The organism is Rhizobium sp. R339 (assembly GCF_002211395.1).
Taxonomy (GTDB): Bacteria; Pseudomonadota; Alphaproteobacteria; order Rhizobiales; family Rhizobiaceae; genus Rhizobium.
Genome location: NZ_LOKV01000001.1, coordinates 88,974 through 108,634, shown reverse-complemented (window position 1 = coordinate 108,634; position 19,661 = coordinate 88,974). Strand labels below are relative to the sequence as shown.

18 protein-coding genes and 1 pseudogene are annotated in these 19,661 nt (G+C 62.7%); 2 read left to right on the top strand and 17 right to left on the bottom strand.

Going from position 1 to position 19,661, the window contains the following annotated elements:
- Window positions 1-28 precede the first annotated feature (28 nt).
- From ureC to ATY76_RS00430, 14 genes and pseudogenes are all read right to left on the bottom strand, one after another.
- Window positions 29-1,741, bottom strand: coding sequence for an urease subunit alpha (gene ureC, locus ATY76_RS00495; RefSeq protein WP_088672835.1), 1,713 nt, complete (start codon window positions 1,739-1,741; stop codon window positions 29-31).
- A 101-nt stretch (window positions 1,742-1,842) separates the two neighbouring features.
- Window positions 1,843-2,481 carry a Urease operon accessory protein gene (locus ATY76_RS00490; RefSeq protein WP_190233593.1) on the bottom strand — a complete coding sequence of 213 codons (639 nt, stop codon included), beginning with the start codon at window positions 2,479-2,481 and terminating at the stop codon, window positions 1,843-1,845.
- Between the two features lie 16 nt (window positions 2,482-2,497).
- A complete protein-coding gene (locus ATY76_RS00485; protein ID WP_088672833.1) occupies window positions 2,498-2,905 on the bottom strand; it encodes a lysozyme inhibitor LprI family protein in 408 nt (135 codons plus the stop codon).
- 17 nt (window positions 2,906-2,922) lie between these two features.
- Complete coding sequence (locus tag ATY76_RS00480) at window positions 2,923-3,228, bottom strand: urease subunit beta (RefSeq protein WP_010014268.1); 306 nt, start codon at window positions 3,226-3,228, stop codon at window positions 2,923-2,925.
- A 10-nt stretch (window positions 3,229-3,238) separates the two neighbouring features.
- Window positions 3,239-3,490 (bottom strand): DUF1272 domain-containing protein, encoded by a 252-nt coding sequence (locus tag ATY76_RS00475; protein ID WP_085743101.1) that lies wholly within the window; start codon window positions 3,488-3,490, stop codon window positions 3,239-3,241.
- 4 nt (window positions 3,491-3,494) lie between these two features.
- Window positions 3,495-3,797: an urease subunit gamma gene (locus tag ATY76_RS00470; protein ID WP_088672832.1), complete on the bottom strand. Its 303-nt coding sequence runs from the start codon at window positions 3,795-3,797 to the stop codon at window positions 3,495-3,497.
- A 21-nt stretch (window positions 3,798-3,818) separates the two neighbouring features.
- Window positions 3,819-4,640, bottom strand: a complete 822-nt coding sequence (locus ATY76_RS00465) for an urease accessory protein UreD (protein WP_088672831.1) — start codon at window positions 4,638-4,640, stop codon at window positions 3,819-3,821.
- 149 nt (window positions 4,641-4,789) lie between these two features.
- Window positions 4,790-5,485, bottom strand: coding sequence for an urea ABC transporter ATP-binding subunit UrtE (gene urtE / locus ATY76_RS00460; protein WP_003542323.1), 696 nt, complete (start codon window positions 5,483-5,485; stop codon window positions 4,790-4,792).
- Window positions 5,486-5,503: 18 nt separating this feature from the next.
- The gene (locus tag ATY76_RS00455) at window positions 5,504-6,022 is read right to left on the bottom strand and encodes a hypothetical protein (protein WP_088673713.1); all 519 of its coding nucleotides are present in this window, start codon (window positions 6,020-6,022) and stop codon (window positions 5,504-5,506) included.
- Between the two features lie 76 nt (window positions 6,023-6,098).
- Window positions 6,099-6,854 carry an urea ABC transporter ATP-binding protein UrtD gene (gene urtD / locus ATY76_RS00450; RefSeq protein WP_088673712.1) on the bottom strand — a complete coding sequence of 252 codons (756 nt, stop codon included), beginning with the start codon at window positions 6,852-6,854 and terminating at the stop codon, window positions 6,099-6,101.
- A 104-nt stretch (window positions 6,855-6,958) separates the two neighbouring features.
- Window positions 6,959-8,023 (bottom strand): annotated as a pseudogene (urtC, locus tag ATY76_RS00445) (urea ABC transporter permease subunit UrtC); the annotation flags it as partial.
- Window positions 8,020-9,645, bottom strand: a complete 1,626-nt coding sequence (gene urtB / locus ATY76_RS00440; RefSeq protein WP_088672829.1) for an urea ABC transporter permease subunit UrtB — start codon at window positions 9,643-9,645, stop codon at window positions 8,020-8,022. The pseudogene urtC and the gene urtB, both read right to left, overlap by 4 nt.
- A 114-nt stretch (window positions 9,646-9,759) precedes the next feature.
- Complete coding sequence (gene urtA / locus ATY76_RS00435; protein WP_088672828.1) at window positions 9,760-11,052, bottom strand: urea ABC transporter substrate-binding protein; 1,293 nt, start codon at window positions 11,050-11,052, stop codon at window positions 9,760-9,762.
- Window positions 11,053-11,241: 189 nt separating this feature from the next.
- Window positions 11,242-13,146, bottom strand: a complete 1,905-nt coding sequence (locus tag ATY76_RS00430; protein ID WP_088672827.1) for a phosphatase PAP2 family protein — start codon at window positions 13,144-13,146, stop codon at window positions 11,242-11,244.
- A gap of 179 nt (window positions 13,147-13,325) precedes the next feature.
- Between ATY76_RS00430 and ATY76_RS00425 the strand changes: the two genes are divergently transcribed.
- Both ATY76_RS00425 and ATY76_RS00420 read left to right on the top strand, forming a co-directional pair.
- Window positions 13,326-16,709 (top strand): ATP-binding protein, encoded by a 3,384-nt coding sequence (locus tag ATY76_RS00425; protein WP_088672826.1) that lies wholly within the window; start codon window positions 13,326-13,328, stop codon window positions 16,707-16,709.
- Window positions 16,702-17,619, top strand: coding sequence for a response regulator transcription factor (locus ATY76_RS00420; RefSeq protein WP_088672825.1), 918 nt, complete (start codon window positions 16,702-16,704; stop codon window positions 17,617-17,619). Before ATY76_RS00425 ends, ATY76_RS00420 begins: the two co-directional genes overlap by 8 nt.
- A 44-nt stretch (window positions 17,620-17,663) precedes the next feature.
- Here ATY76_RS00420 and ATY76_RS00415 read toward each other — a convergent pair whose 3' ends face one another.
- The 3 genes from ATY76_RS00415 to ATY76_RS00405 form a co-directional block, all read right to left on the bottom strand.
- Complete coding sequence (locus tag ATY76_RS00415; RefSeq protein WP_088672824.1) at window positions 17,664-17,930, bottom strand: hypothetical protein; 267 nt, start codon at window positions 17,928-17,930, stop codon at window positions 17,664-17,666.
- A 76-nt stretch (window positions 17,931-18,006) separates the two neighbouring features.
- Entirely contained in the window at window positions 18,007-19,128 is a 1,122-nt protein-coding gene (locus ATY76_RS00410) for a branched-chain amino acid ABC transporter substrate-binding protein (RefSeq protein ID WP_088672823.1), read from the bottom strand.
- A 120-nt stretch (window positions 19,129-19,248) separates the two neighbouring features.
- The gene (locus ATY76_RS00405) at window positions 19,249-19,602 is read right to left on the bottom strand and encodes a DUF6867 family protein (protein ID WP_088672822.1); all 354 of its coding nucleotides are present in this window, start codon (window positions 19,600-19,602) and stop codon (window positions 19,249-19,251) included.
- Window positions 19,603-19,661: the final 59 nt, after the last annotated feature.

Genomic DNA, 19,661 nt, shown 5'->3' with positions numbered 1-19,661 from the left:
GACGTCCGGCCCCGCACGGATGATCGGCCTAGAACAGGAAATAGCGCTGCGCCATCGGCAGCACCGTCGCCGGCTCGCAGGTCAGCAACTCGCCATTCGCCCTGACTTCATAGGTCTCCGGATAGACTTCGATCTCCGGCGTCAGGTCGTTATGAACCATCGATGCCTTGGAAATGCCGCCGCGCGTGTTCTTCACCGCCACCAGTTCCTTGGCGACGCCGAGCCGGCCCTTCAGGCCGGCATCAAGCGAGACTTGGCTGACGAAGGTGACGGAGGAATTGGTGAGGCTCTTGCCGTAGGAGGCAAACATCGGCCGGTAGTGCACCGGCTGCGGCGTCGGGATCGAGGCATTCGGATCGCCCATGGGTGCAGCCGCGATCGAGCCGCCGAGCAGCACCATGTCGGGTTTCACGCCAAAGAAAGCCGGATTCCAGAGCACGAGGTCGGCGCGCTTGCCGATCTCGACCGAGCCGATCTCATGGCTGAGACCATGGGCGATCGCCGGATTGATCGTGTATTTGGCGATGTAGCGGCGAACACGGAAATTGTCGTTGTCGCCCTTCTCCTCCTTCAGCCGGCCGCGCTGGCGCTTCATCTTGTCAGCCGTCTGCCAGGTGCGGATCGCCACCTCGCCGACGCGGCCCATGGCCTGGCTGTCGGAAGAGATGATCGAGAAGGCGCCGATGTCGTGCAATATGTCTTCGGCGGCGATCGTTTCCTTGCGGATGCGGCTTTCGGCAAAGGCGATATCCTCGGGGATCGACGGCGAAAGATGGTGGCAGACCATCAGCATGTCGAGATGCTCGGCAATCGTATTGACCGTATAGGGCCGCGTCGGATTGGTCGACGACGGGATGACGTTCGGCTGGCCGCAGATCTTGATGATATCAGGCGCGTGCCCGCCGCCGGCACCCTCGGTATGGAAGGCATGGATGGTGCGGCCCTTGATGGCGCCGATCGTATCCTCGACGAAGCCGCTTTCGTTCAGCGTATCGGTGTGGATCATCACCTGCACGTCATAGTCGTCGGCGACCGACAGGCAGCAGTCGATCGCGCCCGGCGTCGTGCCCCAGTCCTCATGCAGCTTGAGAGACGTCGCGCCGGCCAGCACCATTTCGGTCAAAGCCCCCGGCAGCGAGGCATTGCCCTTGCCGGCAAAAGCGAGGTTCATCGGGAAAGCGTCGGCCGCTTCGATCATGCGCGCAATATGCCAGGGACCGGGCGTGCAGGTGGTGGCAAGCGTGCCGTGCGCCGGTCCCGTGCCGCCGCCGAGCATGCAGGTCATGCCCGACATCAGCGCTTCCTCGATCTGCTGCGGCGCGATGAAGTGGATATGGCTGTCCATGCCGCCGGCGGTGACGATCTTGCCCTCGCCGGCGATCGCCTCCGTGCCCGGGCCGACGATGATGTTGACGCCGGGCTGCATATCGGGATTGCCGGCCTTGCCGATCGCAGCGATGCGCCCGTTCTTGAGGCCGATATCGGCCTTGTAGATGCCCGTGTGATCGACGATCACCGCATTGGTGATGACGGTGTCGACCGCGCCGTCCGCCCGCGTCACCTGGCTCTGGCCCATGCCGTCGCGGATCACCTTACCACCGCCGAACTTCACCTCCTCGCCATAGGTGGTGAAATCCTTCTCGATCTCGATGAAGAGCTCCGTATCGGCAAGGCGCACCTTGTCGCCGGTGGTCGGTCCGAACATGCCGGCATAGGCGGCGCGCGAGATCTTATAGGGCATCCATCAGGCTCCGTAGGAGGAAGAGACAAGAGCATGATGCCGAAAAGTGTGAGCGGTTTTCGGACGACATCATGCTCTAACTCTTTAATTTAGAACAGGATTCAGATTTTAGGCCAACCGGGCCTAAAATCATCCTGTTCTAGCATTTTTCCGCCGAGCCGCCTGAGGCGGCCAGCGGCAATATAATTATCGACAAGCTGCCGTTCGGCGGCAAAGGGGTGCCATTCCCAGCCGGCGTGACCGAAGCCTGCCAGCGCCACCTCGGCCTCGGCATATTTGCCCAGCACCTCGGCGATGACGATCATGCCGCTGCTCGGCACGACATAGGGCGCGGGCGCAAAGGCCGAAAGCGAGGCATCGACGGCCTCGTGGACCGACTTGCCGATCACCACATGCCTCTTGCCGGTCTCGGCGCAGAAGGCGCTGAACGCCTCCGTATAATCATCGCAGAAATCGTCGAGTTCCGGATGCGCGACGGCAAGCGGCGCCCGCATCCCGACGAATTTTTCCGGATCACGCACGCTCCAGATTTCGCCGGCCGAGACGATGCCGGGATGAGCGCGCCACTCCGGCGAACCGAGCATCGCCTTTGCCGGCCGTCCGGTATTGCAGACCGCGACGGCATCCGTCCTGCTGCCGCCGGAACCATAGGAGCGGCAATCATTGAAGCGGATGACGAAATCGGCGGCATCGATGATGCCTGCCTCTCCCTCTCCAACCTCGCCGTTGCCGACGATCACGATCTTCCTGATCACCTTAGTTGCCCATCGTTTCTTCGAGCTCTTTCAGCTCTTTGGTGCGCTTGTCCGTCTCTTCCGCCAGGCATCCGGCAACCAGCATAGGCTCCATCGTGCCGCCGCGGGCCTGAAAGCCGAAGGCGTCGCATTGGGCGTCGCGATAGTCGATCCAGGCACGCTGCGCTTTCACCAGCGCCTTTTCCGCGCCCTTCATGTCGCCGTCGAGATCCTTGTCGATCGCCACCATGGCGGCGCGGGTCTTCTTGTATTGCTCGTTCAGCGCCTTGTCGGCAGCATCGTGACGCGCCACCTCGCAAGCGGTCATGTCCGATTGCGTCTTGGGGTTCTGGCAATCGATATCCTGAGCGGAGACGTGACCTGCCGTCAGCAGCATCGCCGCCCCGATGAGGAGGATATTCAAACGCATGAATCTCTCTCCTTGTTCTAAAGCTTGCCCATCACCAGCTGGCGAAAGCCGTAGACCTCGCGCTTGCCGGAAAGCGGGATCAGCGTCACCGAGCGCGTCTGCCCCGGCTCGAAACGCACGGCCGTTCCCGAGGGAATATCGAGCCGCTTGCCGTGCGCGGCCGCGCGGTCGAAGGAGAGGCCGGCATTGGTCTCGGCGAAATGATAGTGGCTGCCGACCTGCACCGGCCGGTCGCCCGTATTGGAAACCTCCAGCGTCACCGTCGGCGCGCCGGCATTGAGTTCGATGTCGCCGCTTGCGGCAATGATTTCGCCCGGAATCATCTCGTTCTCCTCAAGCTGCCCTGGGCGCGCAGCCCTCGGCCTTCAGCACGCGTTTCGTCGACGCCGGATGTTTGGCGAGCATGGCCGCTGGCCGGATGGGCCTCGCGACGAGATTGCCGCCGCAATTCGGGCAGGCGCCCTTCAGCACATCGTCCGCGCAATCGGCGCAGAAGGTGCATTCATAGGTGCAGATCCGCGCCTCCATGCTCTCCGGCGGCAAATCCTTGTCGCAGCACTCGCAGTTGGGTCTGAGTTCCAGCATTTCCTCACCTGATCGGTTCGTGCACGGTGACGAGCTTGGTGCCATCGGGGAATGTCGCCTCGACCTGCACGTCGTGGATCATCTCGGCAATGCCTTCCATCACCTGATCGCGGCTGATCACATGGGCGCCGGCTTCCATCAGTTCGGCGACCGGACGGCCATCGCGGGCGCCTTCGACGACGAAGTCGCTGATCAGCGCGATCGCCTCGGGATAGTTCAGCTTGACGCCGCGCTCGAGCCGCTGCCGCGCCACCATCGCCGCCATTGAAATCAGCAGCTTGTCTTTTTCTCTCGGAGTGAGGTTCATTGCTTGCCCATCTGCTTCGCTTTAGAGATTCCAGACTTTCGGCACAGGCGCACCATTGCGCAAGGCGGAAATGACGGGGATCAGGATTTTTCTCAGCGTGAAGCCCTCGGCCGCCGCAAGGCGAACGACCAGCTTGTCGCTCCAGGCGCTTGCGCCGCCCATCGATCCTTCAAGGAGAGGCCTGACCCTGCCGAGATAGGCTTCCGCCAGCGGCCCGGCATAAAGCAGCGTCGCAAAGGCCACCTGCCCGCCGAGCACGGCCTGGCGCGCCGAGAGCGCCGCAACACCCTCGGAAAGCCTGAGTTCCTCGGCATGGATCAGCCGGCCCGAGCGGCGGATGCGCCAGCGGTCGCGGAAGAGACCCGTGTCCACCGTCTCGCCCATCGCCTTGCGGCCGAGCAGCACGGCTTCGACGGCCAGGAATTCGGCGCTCTCGTCGAGATCGACATCGAGCCGGCGGAAGAGTGCTGCCCGGTCGAATAGGATCGTTTCCTGCGGCAGCCAGTCGACGCGCGCCCCTGCCCCCGCTTCGATGCGGGTCGTCACCTCGGCGACGCCGGCCGAGGCCTTGTAGATCTTTTCACAAGCCTGGGTGGTGACGTCGATCTTCGTGCCGGCGCCGGCAACGACGCTCCAGTCCATCCGGTCGCCGCCGGTCAGCCCCCCGGCGGTGTTGATGATGACGGCTTCCATCGAGGCATCGAACGTATCCGGCAGACGGATCTTCGCCGCCCCCTCTTGATAGAGCTCACGGATGCGCGTACGGCCGTCGAGCAGTTTTGCTGCCAGATGCCCGCGTCCTTCCGCTCTTTGCGGTCGCGTGGCTGTCGCCACAATCGTCATATCGTCCCTTTCAGTCGCTCCGCCGCTTCCATTCAATCGCGCAGATGACGGAAAGGAAGCAATTCCCATGCCGCCTGCGAAGACCGCCAGCCGGCGCGGGAGAGCTGCAAAGCATTGCGCCGCCTGCCGTAAAAAGCGGCAGCTGCCGGTCAGACGGTCAGATGACGGCGGGCCTCCGGCGTATCCAGCGTCTCGGCCAGTCCTTCATGCACGATCTCGCCGCGATCCATGATGTAGACATAGTCGGCAAGTTCCCGGCAGAAATCGAGATATTGCTCGACGAGCAGGATCGCCATGCCCGTGGAGTCGCGCAGGTAACGGATCGCCCGGCCGATATCCTTGATGATCGACGGCTGAATGCCTTCGGTCGGCTCGTCGAGCACCAGTATCCTCGGCCGCGTCACCATCGCCCGGCCGATCGCCAGCTGCTGCTGCTGCCCGCCGGAAAGATCGCCGCCGCGCCGCGACAGCATCGACTTCAGCACCGGGAAGAGGCTGAAGATGTCGTCGGGTATGTTGCGGTCGCGGCGGCCGAGCGGCGCAAAACCGGTTTCGAGATTTTCCTTGACCGTCAGCAGCGGGAAAATCTCGCGCCCCTGCGGCACGTAGCCGATGCCCTGCTTGGCACGAGCAAAGGGCGGCAGGCCGTTGAGCTTGGTGTCGTTGAAGGTGACGGTGCCGGCCGATAGCGGGTGCTGGCCGGTGACCGCGCGCAGCAGCGAACTCTTGCCGACGCCGTTGCGCCCCAGCACGCAAGTAATCTTGCCCATCTCCGCCTTGATGGAGATACCGCGCAGCGCCTGGGCGGCGCCATAATGCAGGTTTGCGTTTTCGACTGTCAGCATCCGTTCACCCGTTTCCCATCAGTTCATCAGGCTGCGCCTCAGCATCTGCAGGGCGTATTCCTGTTGCGTCGTTTTTTCGCCGCCAGCGGCGGCCACATCCTCGGCAATGGCGATCAGTTGCTGGCGCTCGTGCATGTCGAGCGCCTTGATCCAGAGATCGCGGAACCGGCGGATCGGATCTTCGGGACTGGTGACGTTCTTGGACGTCCACTCACCGAAAACCAGCACCTCCTCCATGTCTTCAGGCGGGATGATGCCTCTCATGCGGTTGCGGATGACGTCTTTCGCCGCATCCAGATACATCGGCTTTTCCTGGGCGAGGCAGAAGAAGAACGCGACCGCCGCAATCGCCGGATCGGCAATCGAAGCCATCGGCGCTGCCTCCGCCTGCTTGCGAAGCTTTCCGCGCTTATAGGCGCCCCTCATGCGCTCGACGGAATCGATGATCTCGCTTCCCGCCTCACGCATCATTTTCAAACGCCAATACCAGACGGCCGCGCCGCTGATCGCCACCACCAGAATGCCGAGAAAAGCCATGATGAAACCCCACAATAAAACCCGCCCGTTTTAGAGCGTCTTCTCTTGTCAGGTTCAAGCCTGGAAGTTGCATTCTTCACCGCCCCAAATAGTTCTCGATCACCTTCGGATCGGAACTGACGAAATCGATCGATCCTTCCGCCAGCACCGAGCCCTCCGCAAGGCACGTCACCTTGACGCCGAGGTCGCGGATGAAGCCCATATCGTGCTCGACGACCACGACCGAGCGGGTCTTGGCGATGTCCTTGAGCAGGATTGCCGTCTCCGCCGTCTCCGCGTCCGTCATGCCGGCCACCGGCTCGTCGACGAGCAGCAGCTTCGGCTCCTGCGCGAGCAGCATGCCGATCTCCAGCCACTGCTTCTGCCCATGCGAGAGGTTGGCGGCCAGTTCGTCGCGCCGGTGCGTCAGCCGCACCGTTTCGAGGATTTCCTCGATGCGTGCCTTGTCCTCGCCCGAAAGCCGGTAGAACAGCGTCGAAAACACCGAGCGGCGGCGGTTCAGCGCCAGTTCGAGATTGTCCCAGACCGTATGGCCTTCAAAGACCGTCGGCTTCTGGAATTTGCGGCCGATGCCGAGCTGGGCGATATCGGCTTCGTCCTTCTTGGTGAGGTCGATGGTGCCGTTGAAGAACACCTCGCCCTCGTCAGGCCTAGTCTTGCCGGTGATGATATCCATCATCGTCGTCTTGCCGGCGCCGTTCGGGCCGATGATGGCGCGAAGCTCGCCCGGTTCGATGACGATCGAGAGTGAATTCAGCGCCTTGAAGCCATCGAAGGAAACGGAGACGCCGCTGAGATAAAGCACGCTGGTGGGTTTGACGTCGGGGATCATGGCCTTCACTCCGCTGCCTGAATTTTCGGCTCGACGCCTTCTTCCCGCGCCGGCGGCGGCGCACGTTCGGACACGATCTTCCGCTTGCCGAGATAGTGCGAAATCGTGCCGACGACGCCCTTCGGCAGGAACAGCGTCACGGCGACGAAGAGACCGCCGAGAGCAAACAACCAGAACTCCGGGAACAGGCCAGTGAAGATCGTCTTGCCGCCATTGACGAGGATCGCGCCGATGATCGGCCCGATCAGCGTTCCCCGCCCGCCGACGGCCGTCCAGATGACGACTTCGATGGAATTGGCCGGTGCGAATTCGCCGGGATTGATGATGCCGACCTGCGGCACGTAGAGCGCGCCTGCTATGCCCGCCATCATCGCCGAGACGACGAAGGTGAAGAGCTTGAAATGCTCGACGCGGTAGCCGAGGAAGCGCGTGCGGCTTTCAGCATCGCGCACGCCGACCAGCACCTTGCCGAACTTCGAGCGCACGATCGCCGAGGCGATCGTAAGCGACAGCGCCAGGAAGATCGCGGTCGCGGCAAAGAGGCTGGCGCGCGTGCCGTCGGCTTGGATGTTGAAGCCGAGGATATCCTTGAAGTCGGTCATGCCGTTATTGCCGCCGAAGCCCATGTCGTTGCGGAAGAAGGCCAGCAGCAGCGCATAGGTCATCGCCTGGGTGATGATCGAGAGGTAGACGCCGTTGACGCGCGAGCGAAAGGCGAACCAGCCGAAAACGAAGGCGAGCAGGCCGGGCACGGCGAGCACCATCAGCGCCGCAAACCAGAACTGGTCGAAGCCGTACCAGAACCAGGGCAGTTCCTTCCAGTTCAGGAACACCATGAAATCGGGCAGGACGGGATCGCCGTAGACGCCGCGCGAGCCGATCTGGCGCATCAGATACATGCCCATCGCATAACCACCGAGCGCGAAGAAGGCGCCGTGGCCGAGCGAGAGGATGCCGCAGAAACCCCAGACGAGATCGAGCGCCAGCGCCAGCAGCGCATAGGTCAGATACTTGCCGAACAGCGCCATGATATAGGTCGGGATGTGCAGCGGATGGCTCGGGCCGGTCGCGAGGTTCAAGACGGGCACCAGAATGGCGACCGCCAACAGCAGCGCGACGGCGACAGAGATCCTGCGATCGAGAGACCGGAGAAGGAAGGCCGTTATCATGCTTCCACCGCCCTTCCTTTGAGTGCGAAGAGCCCGCGCGGACGCTTCTGGATGAAGAGAATGATGAGGACGAGCACCAGGATCTTGCCGAGCACGGCGCCGGCGAAGGGCTCGAGGAACTTGTTGACGACGCCGAGCGACAGCGCGCCGACCAACGTGCCCCAGAGATTGCCGACACCGCCGAAGACGACGACCATGAAGCTGTCGATGATGTAATTCTGCCCGAGGTTCGGCGAGACGTTGTCGATCTGCGAGAGCGCCACGCCGGCCATGCCGGCGATGCCGGAGCCGAGCGCGAAGGTGAAGGCATCGACCCAGCCGGTGCGGATGCCCATCGACGAGGCCATGCGCCGGTTCTGCGTCACCGCCCGCATCTGCAGGCCGAAGGCGGAGCGCTTGAGCAGCATCAGGAGCGTCACGAATACCACCATCGAGAAGACGATGATCCAGAGCCGGTTCCAGGTAATGACGAGCCCGCCGAAATCGAAGGCGCCGGACATCCAGCTCGGATTGCGGACCTCGCGGTTGGTCGGGCCGAAATAGCTGCGGATCGCCTGCTGCAGGATCAGCGACACGCCCCAGGTGGCGAGCAGCGTCTCCAGCGGCCGGCCATAGAGATAGCGGATCACCGAACGTTCGATCACGAGGCCGACGAGGCCGGTGAAGAGGAAGGCGGCCGGCACCGCGAAGGCCAGCGAATAATCGGCAAACGAGGGAAAGGCCGAGGCGATCGTTTCCTGCACCACATAGGTCGTATAGGCGCCGATCATCACCATCTCGCCATGCGCCATGTTGATGACGCCCATGACGCCGAAGGTGATGGCAAGGCCGATGGCCGCAAGCAGCAGCACCGAGCCAAGCGACAGACCGTACCAGACGTTCTGCACGACATCCCAAAGCGCCAGATCGCGGTTGATCGAGTCGATCTCCGCCTGGATCGCCGGCTTCAGGTCGTCGGGCGCGGTCGCCATCGCTGTCGACAGGATCGTCAGCGCATCGCGGCCGCCGCGCGCGGCGATCGTATCAATCGCCGCCTTCTTCTCCTCGATGCCGGCGTCGCTCTTCAGCACCATCACGGCGCGCGCCGCTTCCATCGTGTTTTTGATCTCGCCGTCCTTCTCGCTCGAAAGAGCCGAATTCAGGAGATCGAGATTGGCGGGATCGGCATCCTTGAGCATGCCCTCGGCGGCTGCGAGCCGCGCGGCGCGATCCGGGCTCAGCAGCGTCAGCTGGCTCATCATGGTCGTGATCGTGGTGCGCAGCGCATTGTTGATCTTGACCTTCGACATCATGTCGGGGTCGATGTCGGCGACCGCCTCGCCGGTGATCGGATCGGAATAAGTCGGCTCGTCCTCCGTGCCGCCCTGCACGAGAACGGGACCGCCTTCCGAATTGACGTAGAGCTGGCCGTCGCTCAAGCGCTGCAGGATCTGGCTGACATGCGAATCCCCGGAAGCGACGAGCGCCCGGATGGCCGCGTCACGCTCGGGAAAGCCGCCGACGCCGAGCGCATCGACAAGGGCGTGCACATCGTCCTCAGCGCGAAGGCCGGCCGCCGGGAGCGTCAGGCCCGAAAGCAGCAGGCAAAATGTCAGAAGAAAAATCTTGATGGCGCGAAACATCGGCTCTCTCGCCTTGATTGTCGCCGGCCTGCAGGCGCAGCGGTAAGGACGGAGCTTCCGCCCGGATCCGATCCGGACGGAAGTCTTCAGGCTGTCAACGGATCGGGGTTTTCCTCAGGAGCCCTTGCCGCCGCACTTGCCGGTCGCAACGTTGAAGTTGCCGCAGTTGAGGGGCTTGCGCCAATCGGAGATCAGGTCCTTGGAGTCGGGCAGGTAATCCGACCATTCGTCACCGACGACGGCCGGCGTCTGCTGGACGATTTCGAACTGGCCGTCGGCCTGGATTTCACCGATCAGCACCGGCTTGGTGATGTGGTGGTTCGGCATGACGGTGGCATAGCCGCCGGAAAGGTTCGGAACGGTGACGCCGATGATGTTGTCGAGAACGGCATCCGTATCGGTGGTGCCGGCGGCCTGAACGGCCTTCACCCAGGCGTTGAAGCCGATATAGGCGGCTTCCATCGGGTCGTTGGTCACGCGCTTGTCGTTCTTGGTGAACGCATGCCATTCCTTGATGAACTTCTTGTTGGCCGGGCTTTCCACGGACTCGAAGTAGTTCCAGGCGGCGAGATGGCCGACGAGCGGCTTGGTGTCGAGACCGGCAAGCTCTTCTTCGCCAACCGAGAAGGCCACGACCGGAATGTCGGTTGCCTTGATGCCCTGGTTGCCGAGTTCCTTGTAGAAAGGCACGTTGGCGTCACCATTGATCGTCGAGACGACGGCGGTCTTCTTGCCGGCAGAACCGAATTCCTTGATCTTGGCGACCTCTGTCTGCCAGTCGGAGAAGCCGAAGGGCGTGTAGTTGACGAGGATGTCTTCCTTCGGAATGCCCTTGGATTCGAGATAGGCTTCGAGGATCTTGTTGGTCGTGCGGGGATAGACGTAGTCGGTGCCTTCGAGCACGAAGCGCTTCACGCCTTCGGTGTTCATCAGGTAGTCGACGGCCGGGATCGCCTGCTGGTTCGGTGCGGCACCCGTGTAGAAGATGTTGCGCGAGGATTCTTCGCCCTCATACTGCACCGGATAGAAGAGCAGCGAGTTCAGCTCTTCGAAAACAGGCAGGACGGACTTGCGCGAGGACGACGTCCAGCAGCCGAAGACGGCGGCGACTTTGTCCTTTTCGATCAGCTCGCGCGCCTTTTCGGCAAAGAGCGGCCAGTCGGAAGCCGGATCGACGACGACGGCCTCGAGCTTCTTGCCGAGAAGGCCGCCCTTCTTGTTCTGCTCGTCGATGAGCATCAGCATGGCGTCTTTCAGCGTGGTTTCGGAAATCGCCATCGTGCCGGATAGCGAATGCAGCACGCCGACCTTGATGGTGTCATCGGCAGCGACCGCGCCATGGAAGGCGGCCGAGGCAGCCATGACGGCGCCGAGCGCGGCACCTGTAATAGTAGTTCTGAGATTCATCTGATTGAACTCCCCTCTTTTGTTCCGCAACAGGCCGGAAACGGAAATCAACTGTTGCCGAGGGGACTATCGGGTGCTGCAGCGCGAAAACACATACGCAAAATGACGTAGGCGCAGGGGGTAAACGGGCAGGCCGAAAAGCAAAGGGCATCCCGCGGCCGGGATGCCCTTCCAGCTATGACACGGAAATCAGTCGCCGATCGTCAAAGTGACCGATGTCGGACCATAGGAGAGGCTCGCCCTGTGGCCGGAAATTGTGAACTTGCCGAAGCTGCCGGTGACGTTGCCTGCCTTCAGGATTTCGATCGTGGTTCCGGACGCCGGGGTGAAGCCGTTGGCAAGCGCCACGTCAAGATTGCCCGCGAGCTCCGCCTTGCCCTTGACGACAAGGGTGCCGGCGCCGTCCGCGCCGAGCGTCAGCTTCGCCACGCCATTGGAGGCCTGCTGATAATCACCACCCACGGTCAGCGGCTTGTCGGCGGCCACGACCAGCGAACCGCCATTGACCGTCAGTCCGCCGGTGCCGAAGGCCGAAGACGAGCCGGCGACCAGCACGCCTGCTTCCAGGACGGTGCCGCCGGCATAGCTGTTGGCGCCTGACAGGCCGAGGATACCGCTGCCGCTCTTTACAAGTCTGCCCTTGCCGCCGATGTCGTTGCGCCAGGTGTCGATCGCATTGAAACCGCCCTTCTCCGCATCCATCGTCACGGTCACATCCTGGTCGAAAGCGCCGTAGCCGTCGGCTGCGGCAAACAGATTGAGGCGGCCGTAACCTTCGGCGTCGTCGATGAGCGGATAGCCTGAGGCGATCGCCGTCGTGCCGAGCACCGCACGGCGCTGTTCGCCGTCGAGATAGGGCAGACGGGTTTCGAGAAGCGCTTCGGCGCCCTGCGGCACGCGGGCCGGCTGGTCGGTCGCATGGATCGTCGGCAGGCCGTAGCTCAGGCGCTGCAGCACGTAAGCGCGGTTGGCCTCATGATCGGCGAAACGGTCTGCGGCAAGCGGCGCCGCATGAGCGGCGACTTGAAGCGCACCCGCATCGGCAACGCCGGACTTTGCGATCAGCCACGACTGCGCCTGGGCGTAAGCATCGCTCTTCAGCGCGGCATTATCGGCCTTGTTCAGGTTGTAGACGACGGTGGCGGTGCCGAGCATGCGGCCGCCCATCACGTCGAGCGGCGAATGCATGCCGGCGAGGATACGATCCTCACCCAGTTCGCTGGCGCGCGTGATCATTTCCTGGAAGCGCTGCGGCACGAGATAGGCCATGGCGAGCGCATCGCGCCAGGCTTCCGCCGTATGTCCGCTCGGGAAGCCGCCATCCTCGACCGGCTTGCCGCTCTTGGCGGGCTCGAGCGTCGGGACAACCGACACGTCCCGGCTCCAGCGATACGGACGGCCATATTTGAAATAGCGCTTGGCAGGCTCCGTCGAGCCGTCACCGCTTGCGGCGTTGATGAAGTCGATGGCCAGGCCCATATCGGGATTGGCATCGGTCTTGTTTTCCGTGTCCGGCTTGCTGCCGGCGCCGCGATTGTTGCCCTTGTCGTCATATTTGACCGTCGTCGCATCGGCCGCCACCTCGGTGATCGTGGTGGTCTGCTTGGAACCGGCCTTCCAGGCATCCGTCAGAGGGCCGAGGCCGTCGACAATGCTGGCATTCTTGCCGCGCCGGTCGTCGAGATAGGCGGCAACGGCCTGCTCGGGCGTCCGCGCCTTGGTCACCTTGACGGAATAGGCGATGTTCGCGTCATGGACGAGCTTGTTGACGATCTGGCCGTCGGTCTTGCTGAAGGGAATGCCGTCCCAATCCGTTTTGGCGACCGCCGGGCAATTGTCCTTGGCAGGCGCCTCGACGCCGGCATCGACGAAAGGCGTGCGCGGCGTCCAGACTTCCAGGAAGCCGGAGAGAAGATGAACGGCGGCATTGGTGTCGACAGTCGAGAAGCAGGCGTCACCGCGCTTGTTGGTATTTCCGGTCTCGGCGTAAGGCGCCTTTGCCGCCGTGGCCTGATCGGCGGCAGCAAGCGACGGGACGATCGAAACCAGGCAGACGAGAGCGGTGCTCAAACGGAAAAGGCTTAAAACAGACATGGGTGCACCCGAAATGGTTGAACGAACGGCGGGAGGGTTAGAGCGCTTATGTGACAGAGCCGTTTCAAAAATATTACTGTTCTGCGAATCTGCCAATGCTCCGCCTCTTGCCTTTCCCGTCCATCCCGCCAAAACTGCCGCGGAGAAGATGAGCCCAACGAGAGTGCCGGAAAGAGGGCATGACAGCGCGCCAACGCATCATTCCGGTGAGACGCGAATATAATCGCTGGGTCGCCAACCAAACGCTTGAAGATTATGCGTTGCGCTTCACCGCAAAGAGCGCCCGGCATTTCTCCTCCGAGCGCATTTCGCAGACGGCCATCGGCGCGATCTCCTTCCTGGCGCTCGAAGCAATCGGCGGCGCGATCACCCTCTCCTACGGCACCACCAACGCCTTCTATGCCATCATCGTCGCCTCGCTCGCCATGCTGGCGATCGGCCTGCCGATCAGCCGATACGCCATCCGCCACGGCGTCGATATCGATCTTCTGACGCGCGGCGCCGGTTTCGGCTATGTCGGCTCCACCATCACCTCGCTGATCTATGCGAGCTTCACCTTCATGCTGTTTGCGATCGAAGCATCGATCATGTCCGGCGCGCTGGAGCTCACGCTCGGCATTCCGCTGTGGATCGGCTATATCATCAGCGCCGTCATGGTGATCCCGCTGGTGACGCATGGCGTGCGGCTGATCAGCAAGTTCCAGCTGATCACCCAGCCCTTCTGGATCGTGCTGAACATCCTGCCCTTCATCTTCATCGCCTTCATGGACTGGGAGAAGTTCGATCTCTGGCGCGCCTTTTCCGGCATCCGCCACGCCTCAGGCCCGCCCGGCACCATCGCCGATTTCGATCTGGTGGAGTTCGGCGCCGCTTCTGCCGTCATCCTGGCGCTGATGTCGCAGATCGGCGAGCAGGCCGATTTCCTGCGCTTCCTGCCGCCGGTGCCGCAGCGCAAATGGCGCCATCGCCTGGCCGTCTTCCTTGCCGGACCCGGCTGGGTCATCATCGGCGCGCCGAAGCTGCTTGCCGGCTCCTTCCTCGTCGTGCTGACCTTCACCTCCGGCGTGCCCCTCGACCGCGCCGCCGATCCCGCGCAGATGTATCTGACCGCCTTCGGCTACATGGTCCCCTGGCACAATGCCGCGCTGCTGCTGATGGCGGCCTTCGTCGTCGTCTCGCAGCTCAAGATCAACGTGATGAACGCCTATGCGGGCTCTCTCGCCTGGTCGAACTTCTTCTCGCGGCTGACCCACAGCCATCCCGGCCGCGTCATCTGGCTGGTCTTCAATGTGGCGATCGCCCTGTTGCTGATGGAACTCGGCATTTACCGGCTGCTGGAGGAGACGCTCGGCATCTTCTCGATCATCGCCATGGCCTGGCTGTGCACGATCTCCGCCGATCTCTTCATCAACAAGCCGCTGGGCCTCGCCCCTCCCGGCATCGAGTTCAAGCGCGCCCATCTCTACGACATCAACCCGGTCGGCCTCGGCGCCATGACGCTGTCGGCGACGGTATCGCTGATCGCCCATTTCGGCGCCTTCGGCGAGACGGCCGCTTCGCTCGCTCCCTATATCACCCTCGCCATCGCCTTCATCGCCACACCGGCCCTCGCTTGGGCAACGAAGGGCAAGTTCTACCTCGCCCGCAAACCGCGCCAGAGCTGGAAAAACCTGACGAGCATCACCTGCTCCGTCTGCGAACACCCTTTCGAGCCGGAGGACATGGCCTGGTGCCCCGCCTATGCCGCGCCGATCTGCTCGCTCTGCTGCTCGCTCGACAGCCGCTGCCACGACATGTGCAAGCCGGCCGCCCGTTTCAACGCGCAGGTCGGCACCGTCGCCAGGACGCTGCTGCCGGAAAGCATTCTGGGCAAGCTGACGACGCGCCTCGGCCGCTATGGCATCGCCGTCGCGCTGGCGCTGACCGCGATCGGCGCAATCCTGGCGATGATCGCCCATCAGGTCGCCTCCGCCTCGCCCGAGACGGCCGAAGTGGTCAACCGCACCATCCTGATCGTCTTCTTCGTCTTCTCGGTGATTTCAGGCGTCGTCTGCTGGTTCTACGTGCTCGCCCATGACAGCCGCGTCGTCGCCGAGGAGGAATCCTCGCGCCAGAACACGCTGCTGCTCAAGGAAATCGCCGCGCACAAGAAGACCGACGCCGCCCTGCAGAATGCCAAGGAAACGGCCGAAGCTGCCAATCGCGCCAAGAGCCGCTATGTCGTCGGCCTCAGCCATGAGCTGCGCACGCCTTTGAATGCCGTGCTCGGCTATGCCCAGATCCTCGAACGCGACGAGACGATCCCGGCGCCGCGCCATTCCTCGATCAAGGTCATCCGCCGCAGCGCCGAACATCTCTCCGGCCTGATCGACGGCCTTCTCGATATTTCCAAGATCGAGGCTGGCCGCCTGCAGGTCTATTCCAACGAGATCAACATCCAGGATTTCCTCGACCAGATCGTCGAGATGTTCCGCCCGCAGGCGCAGGCAAAGGGGCTTGCCTTCCTGCATGAGCGCTCGCCCGCCTTGCCGCAATTCGTCCGCACCGATGAAAAGCGCCTGCGCCAGATCCTCGTCAACCTGCTCTCCAATGCCATCAAGTTCACCGACGAGGGCAGCGTCACCTTCGAGATCGCCTATCGCAGCCAGGTTGCGACCTTCACCGTCACCGACACCGGCCGCGGCATCGCCGAGAAGGATCTGACCCGCATCTACGAACCCTTCCAGCGCGGCGAGGCCGACAGCGTGCGGCCGATGCCCGGCCTCGGTCTCGGCCTCACCATCACCCGGCTCCTGACCAACACGCTCGGCGGCGAAATTGCGGTTTCGAGCGTCAAGGACGAAGGCTCGACCTTCCGCGTGCGGCTGATGCTTTCCGCCGTCATGCGCGCCGCAGCACCGCCGCAGGAAAAGCGCATCGCCGGCTATGACGGTCCGCGCCGCACGATCGTCGTCGTCGACGACAACGAGGATCACCGCGAGATGATGCGCGAAATCCTGGCGCCGCTCGATTTCATCGTGCTGACGGCGGCAGGCGGTGCGGAGTGCCTGACGCTGATCGACGGCATCATGCCCGACCTCTTCCTCGTCGATATATTGATGCCCGGCATGAGCGGCTGGCAGCTCGTCTCGCGCCTGCGCGAAGCCGGCCAGACGGCGCCGGTGCTGATGCTTTCGGCCAATATCGGCGATGCGGCAGTTCTGAGCGACAGCGACGACAGCCACAATGATGCGATCGGCAAACCCGTCGACATCCGCCAGCTGCGCGACAAGTTCGCTTTGCATCTCGGCCTGAAATGGATCTACGCCGATGCGGCGCCGGCCATCGTGGAAAAGACCGAGGCGCCGATGCTGAGCCCGGGTGCCGCCCATGTGCAGGAACTGCTGCGGCTCGGCGAGATCGGTTACATCAGAGGCATTGAAGCGAAGCTTTCCGACCTTGCCAAGGTGGAGGCAAATCGGCCATTCACGGAGGCTCTTCGACCCTATGTGGCCGCCTTCGATCTGACCGGCTTCATGAACTTCCTGCACGACTTCGACGAAAAGGTGGAATCCATTGGCTGAGCCGGCCCTCCCTCGCGACATCGTTCTTCTCGTCGACGACTCGCCGGAGGCGCTGGGCTTCCTGACCGACGCGCTCGAACAGTCCGGCTTTTCCGTGCTGATCGCGACGTCGGGCACGGCGGCACTTGGCATCGTCGAGCGCATCACGCCCGATCTCATCCTGCTCGACGCGGTCATGCCCACCATGGACGGCTTCGAGACCTGCCGCCGGCTGAAGGCGAATGCCGCGGTGGCGCAGGTGCCGGTCATCTTCATGACCGGACTGACCGAGACCGAGCATGTCGTGCATGCGCTGGAATCCGGTGGCGTCGATTACCTCACCAAGCCGATCAACATCGACGAATTGCGCGCCCGCATCCGTGTCCATCTCCGAAATGCCCGCTCGACCCAGAGCGCCCGTGTCGCGCTTGATGCCGCCGGACGCCACCTGCTGGCGGTCAAGGGCGACGGTGCGATCCATTGGTCGACGCCGCAGGCGACGCGGCTGGTCAATACGGCGATGGGCAGCGACGACGGCATGGAGGTCGTCGTCCGCCATATCGCCGGCTGGATGCGCGACCGCATGGCCGCAGTGCGCGACGGCATCATCTCGATCACCCATGCCGGCCAGGCGGCGCTGCAGCTCGCCTTCCTCGGCGCGATCGGCCCGGACGAATATCTCTTCCGCCTCACGGCCGCCAGCCAGCGCAGCGACGACGAGGTGCTGCGCCAGCGCTTCTCGCTCACACAGCGCGAATCCGAAGTGCTTCTCTGGATCGCCAAGGGCAAGGCCAACCGCGATATCGGCGAGATATTGGGACTGTCGGCGCGCACGGTGAATAAGCACCTCGAGCAGATCTATGTGAAACTCGGCGTCGAGAACCGCGCATCAGCCGCGGTAAAGGCGACGCATGTGCTGCACGAGATGTAAAGGCATATTGGAGCGCACGCTGTACCCGCTCTCTCCATGATCCTTCAGACGATCCGATCGGGCGCGTCCCCGCCCTCGAAGAGATCCGTCACCTTCTCGACCACCTTCATACCCATGGCGGTCCGCATCTCCGCCGCCGCCGCCGCTGCCGCTGCCGAGATGCGGCAGATCACGTTCGCCATTTGCCGTAAGATTTCCGGTACATTCGGCTTCGCCTTATAGGCGTCGAGACCCGCGCCGCGGATCGTGCCTGCTACCCGCGCCGAAATCGGCACAGCTTCGTCCATCATGTCGCCGCGGGCGAACCGCATTGAAATAACCTGAAAAATAAAGAAGCCCGGCAGGAGCCGGGCTTCGATCAGATCATATCCATAAGGGAAATAAGGCTTACATGCCCTGCGGGAAGTAGCTGTACTTGCCGTCCGGACCCTTCTTCCACTCGTACATGACGTAGCCGGGGATCTTCGGGTCGCCCTTTTCGTCGAACGAGATGTCGCCGAGAACCGTCGGGAACGGACCCTTTTCCTTCATGGCAGCGGCGACGGCTTCAGGATCCACCGAACCGGCAGCCTTGGCCGCACCGGCGATCGCCTGCATCGCAGCGTAGGAGTAGAGCGTGTAGGCTTCGGGGTTGAAACCGGCGGCCTTGAACTTTTCGACGAGTTCCTTGTTGGCCGGGTTCAGCGTCGGGTCGGGACCGAAGGTGTTGAGCGTACCGGCAACGGCGTCACCAGCGATCGAGGCCAGTTCGTTCGAAACGATACCATCGCCCGAAACCAGCGTTGCCTTCAGGCCCTGGTCGGCAGCCTGGCGGATGATGAGACCGGCCTCGGTGTGCAGGCCGCCCCAATAGATGATCGAGACGCCGGCTTCCTTCATCTTGGCGATGAGGGCCGAGAAATCCTTGTCGCCGACATTGATGCCTTCATACATGACTTCGGTCACGCCGGCGGCATTCATGGCCTTCTTGGTTTCGTCTGCAAGGCCCTGACCGTAGGGGGTCTTGTCGTGAACGACGGCGATCTTGGCATCCTTGAAGTGGTCGGCAAGATACTTTCCGGCGATGGCGCCCTGCTGGTCGTCACGGCCGCAGGTGCGGAACGTGTTCCAGAGGCCGCGCTCGGTGAACTTCGGGTTGGTAGCGGCCGGGGTGATTTCGAGAATGCCGTTTTCGGCATAAACTTCCGAAGCCGGGATCGAAACGCCCGAGTTGAAGTGGCCGATGACGAACTTGACGCCGTCAGCAACGAATTTATTGGCGACCGAAATGCCCTGCTTCGGGTCGGAGACGTCGTCGCCGAGCTCGATCTTGATCTGCTCGCCGTTGATGCCGCCGGCTGCGTTGATGTCAGCGGCCGCCTGCTCGGCGCCCTTCTGAAGCTGCGCGCCGAAAGCGGCGTTCGGGCCGGTCAGCGGACCTGCGACAGCGATGAGGACGTCGGCCCAGGCGTTGCCGCTGAAGGCGACCATCGCCGTCAGAGCCACTGCCGACAGAAGAGACTTCTTCATATTGTTACTCCCAATTTTTGGGCGGGTTCCGGTCCAAGACCCGGCGCATTACCCACCATTGACTGCGCCAGGAAAGCTGTTCCACTCTGAAGGCAATTCATGCCTAGTTTCAACGGACTGTCAATGTTTGTCCTTCCACGAAAACGCGGAAGTTTTTTCGTACAGCCAGTAATAGTTGTTGACCATCTGATTGGTGCGGCGATAGCGGAAGCCGGCCGTCGCGAAGACCAGCAGCGTCACGAAATCGATGCCGTAGTAGAGAGCACTGAGCATCGGCCCATTGAACAGGGCATGATGCAGAAACTGCATCGCCCAGGCCAGCAGAAAGGTATAGACGACCACCAGCGGATAGTTGCTCCAGCCATCGGCAACCGCCTTGCCGGCCCGCCAGGCCGTCCAGAAGCCGATCAGTACGACGATCGCGCGGATGACGACGCGAGCGCCGCTATCGCTTTCGAAGAAAAGCCCCTGCATGTTAATCTCTCCCTTCGACGAGAGCACGATACCGAAAATTATAACCCGCGGTTTTGGTC

Coding starts and splice junctions, on each gene's coding strand:
- ureC (WP_088672835.1), bottom strand. CDS start 1,741: ATGCCCTATAAGATCTCGCGCGCCGCCTATGCCGGCATGTTCGGACCG.
- ATY76_RS00485 (WP_088672833.1), bottom strand. CDS start 2,905: ATGCGTTTGAATATCCTCCTCATCGGGGCGGCGATGCTGCTGACGGCA.
- ATY76_RS00480 (WP_010014268.1), bottom strand. CDS start 3,228: ATGATTCCGGGCGAAATCATTGCCGCAAGCGGCGACATCGAACTCAAT.
- ATY76_RS00475 (WP_085743101.1), bottom strand. CDS start 3,490: ATGCTGGAACTCAGACCCAACTGCGAGTGCTGCGACAAGGATTTGCCG.
- ATY76_RS00470 (WP_088672832.1), bottom strand. CDS start 3,797: ATGAACCTCACTCCGAGAGAAAAAGACAAGCTGCTGATTTCAATGGCG.
- ATY76_RS00465 (WP_088672831.1), bottom strand. CDS start 4,640: ATGACGATTGTGGCGACAGCCACGCGACCGCAAAGAGCGGAAGGACGC.
- urtE (WP_003542323.1), bottom strand. CDS start 5,485: ATGCTGACAGTCGAAAACGCAAACCTGCATTATGGCGCCGCCCAGGCG.
- ATY76_RS00455 (WP_088673713.1), bottom strand. CDS start 6,022: ATGGCTTTTCTCGGCATTCTGGTGGTGGCGATCAGCGGCGCGGCCGTC.
- urtD (WP_088673712.1), bottom strand. CDS start 6,854: ATGATCCCCGACGTCAAACCCACCAGCGTGCTTTATCTCAGCGGCGTC.
- urtB (WP_088672829.1), bottom strand. CDS start 9,645: ATGTTTCGCGCCATCAAGATTTTTCTTCTGACATTTTGCCTGCTGCTT.
- urtA (WP_088672828.1), bottom strand. CDS start 11,052: ATGAATCTCAGAACTACTATTACAGGTGCCGCGCTCGGCGCCGTCATG.
- ATY76_RS00430 (WP_088672827.1), bottom strand. CDS start 13,146: ATGTCTGTTTTAAGCCTTTTCCGTTTGAGCACCGCTCTCGTCTGCCTG.
- ATY76_RS00425 (WP_088672826.1), top strand. CDS start 13,326: ATGACAGCGCGCCAACGCATCATTCCGGTGAGACGCGAATATAATCGC.
- ATY76_RS00415 (WP_088672824.1), bottom strand. CDS start 17,930: ATGCGGTTCGCCCGCGGCGACATGATGGACGAAGCTGTGCCGATTTCG.
- ATY76_RS00410 (WP_088672823.1), bottom strand. CDS start 19,128: ATGAAGAAGTCTCTTCTGTCGGCAGTGGCTCTGACGGCGATGGTCGCC.
- ATY76_RS00405 (WP_088672822.1), bottom strand. CDS start 19,602: ATGCAGGGGCTTTTCTTCGAAAGCGATAGCGGCGCTCGCGTCGTCATC.